Genomic DNA, 7,194 nt, shown 5'->3' with positions numbered 1-7,194 from the left:
GCCCGGCCCGTGCCGCTCGACCCGGGCCGCCGGGTCAGCGCCGCGTCGCGCGCAGCTTCAGCGCCAGGGCCGGGCACGCCTTCGCCGCCCGCTTGGCGTGGGCGCGCAGGGCGGGGTCCGATGCCTCGGCGAGGACGATCGGGAAGCCCCAGTCGTCCAGCACGACGCCCTCCGGGAAGAGCTCGGCGCAGAGCCCGTGCCCGACGCAGGCGATCGGGTCGAGGACGAGCGCGGGGTCGGCCGAGGCGTCCCGTCGCCCCGGGCCGGTCGCGGAGGGGCTCGCGCCGCCGGCCTCGCCGGATCGGTCCCGGGGCCTCACGCCGCCACCGCCCCGCGGCCGACGCCCACCGACGACGCCCGCGCCGCGGTGGCGCAGGTCGCGCAGCGGCCGTGGTGGGCGTGGTCCTCGAGCTCGGCGGCGAACAGCCGGGTCGCGCTCGTGATCATCCGGACGGTGCCGGTCGGGTGCGCGCAGGCGCCGCGGCCGTCGACCATGGCCGTCCAGCGGGTCAGGAGGCCGAGGTCGGCGGGGGTGCCGCGTCCGTCGGCCAGGCGCTCGAGGACGCCCGCGATCGCGGCGAGGCCGTTCACGCACGACCCGCACTGGCCGGCGGACTGCCCGGCCATCCAGGAGCCCAGCCGCGCGACGGCGGCCACCGGGCACGACGACGCCCCCAGCGCCAGGACGACGCCCGCGCCGACCGCGGCACCCAGGGGCCGCAGGTCCCGGTCGGTGAGCGCCGGCCGCGCCGCACCGTCGATCCAGGCGCCGAAGTAGCCGCCGACCAGGAGCGCCCGCACCGGCTCGGCGGGACCGCCGGCCAGCCCCAGGACCTGGTCCACGGGGACGCCCACCGGGACCTCGAAGACGCCCCGACGGGCCACCGCACCGGACACGGAGACGAGCGTCGTCCCCGGCCGCTCCGGGGTGCCGGCGGACCGGAACCCGTCGGCACCGTGCCGGGCGATCAGCGCGAGGTGCGCGAGCGTCTCGACGTTCTGCACGAGCGTCGGGCGCCTGAAGAGGCCGCGCTCGGCGGGGCGCGGCGGAGCGACCCGCGGGCGGGCCGGTCGGCCCTCGACGTGCGCGAGGACGGCCGTCTCCTCCCCCGCGACGTAGCCCTCGGCCGCGACGACGAGCCGGACCTCCGGCTCGTCCCGGGCGCCGCGCTCGTCGAGCGCGCGGCCGAGCGCCGCGTGGGCGGTCCGCGGCGCGACGAGCACGACCTCGCGGGCCCCCACGGCGCGGGCCGCCGTGACCGCACCGTCGAGGACGAGGTGCGGCTGCGTCGCCAGCAGGAGCCGGTCCTTGCCCGACGCGGGCTCGCCCTCGGTGCCGTTGACGACGACGACCGGACGACGGGCGCCCGCGACCGCCTCGAGCTTGCGGGCGGTCGGGAACCCGGCGCCGCCGCGGCCGCGCAGGCCGGCGTCGGCGACGGTGCGGATCAGGGCGTCGGCGTCGCCGCGGCCCAGGTCGGGCAGCCGACCGTGGACCGCGCGGTGGTGGGTCAGGTCGGTCGCGACGTGCGGCACGGCGGCGGACAGCAGGCGGGTGCTCATCGGAGCGCCTCCCGGTCGGGGACGGATCGGCGGACGGCGGGGAAGGCCGCGGTCGAGGGACGGCGCGTCGCGTCGACGGGCGGCACGGTCGGCGCCACCGGCGCGGCGAGCGGCGCCGGCTGCCGGGTCAGGCGGGCCCAGACCGCGGCGAGGACGACGGCGGTGCAGCCGACCGACAGCCAGGTCAGCCACCCGGTGGTCCCGGTGTCGGTGCCGATGCCCAGCCCGTGGGCGAGCGCGACGGGCCAGCAGACGTACGCGGCCCAGTGGACGGCCCGCCAGGTGCGCGCACCGATGTGGGCGCGCAGCACGCTGGTGACGATCAGCGCCAGGAGCAGGTCGAAGGCCAGGGTCCCCAGACCCAGCCACAGGGGCTGGTAGCTGCTCAGAAACGGCACCACCGCATCGACGAGCCGGATCTGGACGTAGCCGTCGATCACGCTCGCGGCGATGTGGACGGCGAGCAGGACGACCACGAGGAGCGACGTCGAGCGGTGCAGGTGCTCGACGACGAACCGCGGGGTCCGGCGGGGCGCCCAGCGCTGCTGGTTGGCGATGCCGATCGCGACGGTCAGCGTTAGCAGGATCAGCGTGACGGCGCCGGTCGCCCGCGCCAGGTACCAGAGGCTCATGAGGCGCCCGAGGTCACGGGGGCCGAGGTCTGCGACGCGCTCGAGTCGGAGCTCCCGGCCGACGAGTCGGAGCTCCCCGTGTCCGTCGCGGTGGAGTCGCTCGACGTGGAGGAGTCGGTGGCGCTGTCGGACGAGGTCGCGTCCGGGGCGGAGGAGTCGGTCGTGGTCGCGTCCGTGCCGGTCGAGGTGGTGTCGGTGCCGCTCGTCGCGTCCGTGGCGGACCCCGACGCGTCGGTGGCGCTCCCGCTCGTCGTGGTGGTCGTCGCCGCCGCGGTCGTCCCGGACGAGCCGGCGCCGCTCCCGGCGGTCAGCACGCCGAAGCCCAGGACGAGCGCCGCGCTGCCGGCCACCAGCCCGCCGGTCAGCCGCCGCGCGGTGCGCAGGCCCCGGTCGCGCTGCTCGCGCGGCCGCCGGGGCTCGGTCCCGGGCGCGTCGGGGCCGGCTCCGGCATCGTGGGACGTGCGGTCGGCGAAGGGGTTCTGCGGCATGGGGACACCATCCGCCCGGTGCCTCCGCGTCCCCTCAAGCGTCCCTGGGGATTCCCCGAGAGGCCCGACGCTCCGACCTCGACCCCCACGCCCCTGCGCGTGCGATGGTGGTCGTCGCAGCAGCCTCGAAGGAGCCACCGTGGACCGCAGCCCCGCCCCAGCCCCAGTCGTCATCACGAGCCGCCCCGGTCTCTCACGGGCGGTCGTCGTGGTGCTCGTCGCGCTCCTCGGCCTCGCCGCGGTGGCGGCACCCGCATCCGCCGCGACCGCCACGCCGCGCATCGTCGGCGGCAAGCAGGCGGCGATCACGCAGCGCCCGTTCCAGGTGGCGCTCTACGACCCGGCACCCAACGGCCAGGCGACCACGCCGTACCTCGGCCAGTTCTGCGGCGGGACGATCGTCGACGCCACCCACGTCGTGACCGCGGGCCACTGCGTCTTCAGCGGCCAGAACGGGCAGGCGCGGCCCGTCTCGAGCGTCCGCGTCCTCGCCGGCACCGCCCGGCTGCGCGACGGCGCCGAGCCCGAGTCCGCCACCGCCCGCGACGTCGCGGTGACCCAGATGGTCGTCCGGCCGGGCTTCACGCTGGAGAACCTCGACGGCGACGCCGCCGTCCTGACGCTCGCCGAGCCGCTCTACACCGGCACGCCGCAGATCGACGGGACGACCTCGATCGCCCCGATCCCGCTGCTCACCGCCGCGCAGGAGCCGGCCGCCGCGAACCCGGAGGGCAACGCGCTGGTGACGATCTCGGGCTGGGGCGACCGCAGGGCCCAGTCCGGCTCGCAGGTCGGGTCGATCCTCGGGGTCGGCGGTCCCACGAGCGACTACCCGCGCGACCTGCAGGTGGCCACCACCCACGTCTTCAGGCGCTCGAGCTGCGCGACGGCGTTCGCGGGGACGGGGGCCAACGTCAACGAGCGGGTGCTCTGCGCCGGCGAGCCGCAGGGCGGCATCGACTCGTGCCAGGGCGACAGCGGCGGCCCGCTGACCGTCGACGTCGGCGGCACGCCCGCGCTGGCCGGGATCGTCAGCCTCGGCGTCGGCTGCGCCCAGGCCGGCCGACCGGGGCTCTACACCCGCGTCGCCGAGACGTCGATCCAGCAGTTCATCCGGGCGGCGTCGGACATCCCGGAGCCGCTGACGCGCACCCCGCCGCCCCCCACGCCGGTGGCCGACACCGCGCGCCCGACCATGAAGCTCGCCTCCCGGCGCTGCACCGCCACGCGGTGCGTCACCCGGGTCACCGTGCGCGACGCGACCCCGAGCTCCGGGATCCGGTCGATCACCGCGACGCTGCGCTCGAAGGTCCGGGGTCGCACCGTCACCAAGAAGGTCCGTGCCCGCGTCACGAAGAGCGGCCGCGGCACGATCGTGACGTCCGGCCTGGTGCGCCGGCGCGCCTACACCCTGACCCTGCGCGCGACGGACCGGGTGGACAACGCCCAGCGCCGGGCCTCGAGGTACGCGCTGCGCCCCGGGCGGTGACGCCCCGGCCGCCGAGCGGTCGACCGGTCCGCATCACCCGTCCGGGACGGCAGGGCGGCGGCCGCGCTCCTGCCGTCGGACGACGAGCGGCGGCCGCCGCGAGCACCTCACCCGTTCTTCGGCAACGTCACCGTGCGGCGGACGCTCTTCGTCGCGCCGGTGCCGTCCGTGAACGTCACGGCCAGGCGGGCCTTGCCGCGGGCGCTGCGGACGGGGATGCGCAGGTCCAGGGTGCGGGTGCCGGAACCCATCGACGCCTTCTGCTTGCGCGCGATCGTCGCGCCGTCGCGGGCCAGCCGGGCGTTCACCGCGACGGCCTCGTCGAGGTCGAGCGTCAGCCGCAGGAGGCGCCGACCGGTCGAGGTGCTGATCCAGCGCACGCGGGTCACCGCCGCCTCGACGGCCGCCGCGGTCGAGCCCGACCCCGTCGAGGTGCCGCTCCCGGTGGAGACGCCGGTGCCCGTCGACGGCGTGGTGGTGGTCGCGGGGGCGTTCGCGACGCCGATCACGTGCGTTCCGGAGAGCGCACTCGCCGGGTCGCCGGTCAGTGCGACGACGAGGGTCCCGCCATCGGATCCGTAGATGCCGTCGCGGCTGTTGGGCGTGTCGGGGGTGCCACGGTTCCCGTAGGCGTTGCCCTGGACGACCTGGTTCTCCAGCGTGGGGTCGAAGAAGAGCTGCGAGGTGAACTCGTACGTCGTGCTCGTGCCGTCGTAGAGGCGGACCTTGAAGTGGACGTGGATGGCCCGGCCGGAGTACCAGCCCGGGAAGACCGTCGTGAACGCGACCCGGCCGTCGGCGTCGGTCACCTGGGACCCGCGGAGGAACCTCCGGCCCTTCGTCCCCTCGGACTGGATGTCGGAGTACTTCCCCAGCGCATTTGCGTGCCAGACGTCGACCGTCGCGCCGCCGACGGGGGTGCAGCCATCGGCACCGTCGACGATCACGAGCGTCAGGGCGAGCGCCACCCCGGCCTGCGTCGACCCGTCCGAGGGGTCGGTCCGGATGTCGGAGCGGTCCAGCCCCTCCTCGACGAAGTAGGGCCCCTCCGTCTTCTTCGGCGTCAGGACGCAGGCGGCCGTGGCGGCCTGCGCCTCCTCGTCGAGCCCGATCCGCTCGAGCAGCCCACCGGTCGCCCCGAGCTGCGAGAGGATCGCTCCCGCACCGACGGCGCCGGCGGCGCCCACCAGGGTCCGGCGGGTGTGGCGGTGGTCGTGGTCGTGCTGGTCGTGGTCGTGCATCTCGTCGCTCCGGGTCGGGGCCGGGGTGAGGCCCGGCGCTCGAGGAGGATCGGCCCGGACGCTGGGGCGAGGCCGGGTGGTTCCTGAGAGCTTCCCGGGGGCAGGCTCTTCCCCGGAGGCCCTACCCGCCGGTAGGGTCGGCCCGACGCACCCGCCGCACGCCACGGTCCCGGCGCGCCGGGGCGTCCCCGATCGACGGAGCACCGCATGAGCACCACCGAGGTCCGCACCCCCGACCACGAGGTCGTCGTCATCGGCGGCGGCTTCTCCGGCATCGGCGCCGCGATCGCGCTGCAGGACGCCGGCATCGACGACGTCCTGGTGCTCGAGGCCGGCGACGGCGTCGGCGGCGCCTGGCACTGGAACACCTATCCCGGCGTGGCGGTCGACATCCCGTCGTTCAGCTACCAGTTCTCCTACCGCCAGCGGGCGGGCTGGTCGCGCGTCTACGCCCCCGGCCGCGAGCTGAAGGACTACGCCGAGGACTGCGTCGACCGCTACGGCGTCCGCGACCGGATCCGGCTGAACGCGCGGGTCACGGGCACCGTCTTCGACGAGGAGCACGACCTCTGGCGCGTCGATCTGGAGGACGCCGACCCGATCCTCGCCCGCCACGTGATCGGTGCGACCGGCATCTTCAACCAGCCGCAGATCCCGGCCATCGCCGGCCTCGACACGTTCGAGGGTCCGTCGATGCACACGGCCCGCTGGGACCACGACGTGGAGCTCCGCGGCAAGCGGGTCGCCGTGATCGGCACGGGGGCCTCGGCCGTCCAGGTGATCCCGTCGATCGCCCCGGAGGTCGCGCGGCTCACGGTCTTCCAGCGGACCCCGATCTGGTGCATGCCCAAGCCCGACGCCCGGATCTCCCGCGTCGCGCGCACCGTCCTGCAGCGCGTCCCCGGTGCGCGCGGCCTGGCGCGCCTGGCCAGCAACGCCTACGTCGAGGTGACGTTCCCGATCGCCGCGGCCTACGCGACGACGGTGCCGGTCGCGGCCGTCGGCGAGCGCCTCGCGCGGCGGTTCCTCCGCAAGCAGGTGCAGGACCCCGCCACGCGCGCGAAGCTGACGCCGACCTACACGATGGGCTGCAAGCGCCCGAGCTTCCACAACGACTACCTCGCGACGTTCAACCGCGAGAACGTCGACCTGGAGACCACCGGGATCCAGGAGGTCACGCCGACCGGCATCCGCACCGCCGACGGCACCCACCACGAGATCGACGTCCTGATCCTCGCCACCGGCTTCAAGGCCTTCGAGGCGGGCAACATGCCGCCCTACGCGGTGACCGGCAGGGACGGCCTGGACCTCGAGGCCTTCTGGACCGAGAACCGCTTCCAGGCCTACCAGGGCGTCACCGTCCCAGCCTTTCCCAACATGTTCGCGATCCTCGGCCCCTACGGCTACAACGGCTCGTCGTACTTCGCCCTGATCGAGAACCAGATGCGCCACATCGTGCGCTGCCTGAAGGAGGCCCGCGCACAGGGCGCGACCCGCGTCGAGGTCTCGGAGGAGGCCAACGCGAAGTACTTCCGGGAGGTCCTCGACCGGCGCGGCGGGCAGGTCTTCTACCAGGGCGGCTGCGGCACCTCGAACTCGTACTACTTCGACGTGCACGGGGACGTCCCGTTCCGCGCCGCGACGACCATCGAGTCCGCATGGCGCGCCGGGCACTTCGCCCTCACCGACTACCGCTTCACGGTCGGCGCCGGGGACCGGGAGCCGGCGGGCACCGCCGCGTAGGGCGCGGGTGGGCGGGCGGCCGCGGCGGCGCGGGCAGA

The 7,194-nt window shown here is 75.6% G+C and carries 7 protein-coding genes; 2 read left to right on the top strand and 5 right to left on the bottom strand.

The features are described 5' to 3' along the window. Window positions 1-34: 34 nt before the first annotated feature. Genes Q7T67_RS11155 through Q7T67_RS11140 form a run of 4 tightly spaced genes read right to left on the bottom strand, consistent with a single transcriptional unit; the run spans window position 35 to window position 2,683 of the window. Window positions 35-319: a ferredoxin gene (locus Q7T67_RS11155; RefSeq protein ID WP_304789084.1), complete on the bottom strand. Its 285-nt coding sequence runs from the start codon at window positions 317-319 to the stop codon at window positions 35-37. Next, on the bottom strand, window positions 316-1,563 hold the full coding sequence (locus tag Q7T67_RS11150; protein WP_304789081.1) for an NADH-ubiquinone oxidoreductase-F iron-sulfur binding region domain-containing protein: 1,248 nt from the start codon (window positions 1,561-1,563) through the stop codon (window positions 316-318). Before Q7T67_RS11150 ends, Q7T67_RS11155 begins: the two co-directional genes overlap by 4 nt. Next, window positions 1,560-2,195 (bottom strand): ferric reductase-like transmembrane domain-containing protein, encoded by a 636-nt coding sequence (locus Q7T67_RS11145; protein WP_304789080.1) that lies wholly within the window; start codon window positions 2,193-2,195, stop codon window positions 1,560-1,562. The genes Q7T67_RS11150 and Q7T67_RS11145 overlap by 4 nt, the downstream gene beginning before the upstream one ends. After that, window positions 2,192-2,683, bottom strand: coding sequence for a hypothetical protein (locus Q7T67_RS11140; RefSeq protein ID WP_304789078.1), 492 nt, complete (start codon window positions 2,681-2,683; stop codon window positions 2,192-2,194). The genes Q7T67_RS11145 and Q7T67_RS11140 overlap by 4 nt, the downstream gene beginning before the upstream one ends. Window positions 2,684-2,822: 139 nt before the next feature. Between Q7T67_RS11140 and Q7T67_RS11135 the strand changes: the two genes are divergently transcribed. Continuing rightward, window positions 2,823-4,172 (top strand): serine protease, encoded by a 1,350-nt coding sequence (locus Q7T67_RS11135; RefSeq protein ID WP_304789076.1) that lies wholly within the window; start codon window positions 2,823-2,825, stop codon window positions 4,170-4,172. A gap of 107 nt (window positions 4,173-4,279) precedes the next feature. Here the strand turns inward: Q7T67_RS11135 and Q7T67_RS11130 are convergent, their stop codons facing one another. Beyond that, window positions 4,280-5,413 (bottom strand): hypothetical protein, encoded by a 1,134-nt coding sequence (locus Q7T67_RS11130; RefSeq protein WP_304789074.1) that lies wholly within the window; start codon window positions 5,411-5,413, stop codon window positions 4,280-4,282. Window positions 5,414-5,620: 207 nt separating this feature from the next. Between Q7T67_RS11130 and Q7T67_RS11125 the strand changes: the two genes are divergently transcribed. Continuing rightward, window positions 5,621-7,156, top strand: coding sequence for an NAD(P)/FAD-dependent oxidoreductase (locus tag Q7T67_RS11125; RefSeq protein WP_304789072.1), 1,536 nt, complete (start codon window positions 5,621-5,623; stop codon window positions 7,154-7,156). Window positions 7,157-7,194 lie beyond the last annotated feature (38 nt).

The organism is Patulibacter sp. (genome assembly GCF_030655195.1).
Taxonomy (GTDB): Bacteria; Actinomycetota; Thermoleophilia; order Solirubrobacterales; family Solirubrobacteraceae; genus Patulibacter.
The sequence above is the reverse complement of the archived record's forward strand: the minus strand, read 5'-3'. Positions and strand labels throughout refer to the sequence as shown.

Coding starts and splice junctions, on each gene's coding strand:
- Q7T67_RS11150 (WP_304789081.1), bottom strand. CDS start 1,563: ATGAGCACCCGCCTGCTGTCCGCCGCCGTGCCGCACGTCGCGACCGAC.
- Q7T67_RS11145 (WP_304789080.1), bottom strand. CDS start 2,195: ATGAGCCTCTGGTACCTGGCGCGGGCGACCGGCGCCGTCACGCTGATC.
- Q7T67_RS11140 (WP_304789078.1), bottom strand. CDS start 2,683: ATGCCGCAGAACCCCTTCGCCGACCGCACGTCCCACGATGCCGGAGCC.
- Q7T67_RS11130 (WP_304789074.1), bottom strand. CDS start 5,413: ATGCACGACCACGACCAGCACGACCACGACCACCGCCACACCCGCCGG.
- Q7T67_RS11125 (WP_304789072.1), top strand. CDS start 5,621: ATGAGCACCACCGAGGTCCGCACCCCCGACCACGAGGTCGTCGTCATC.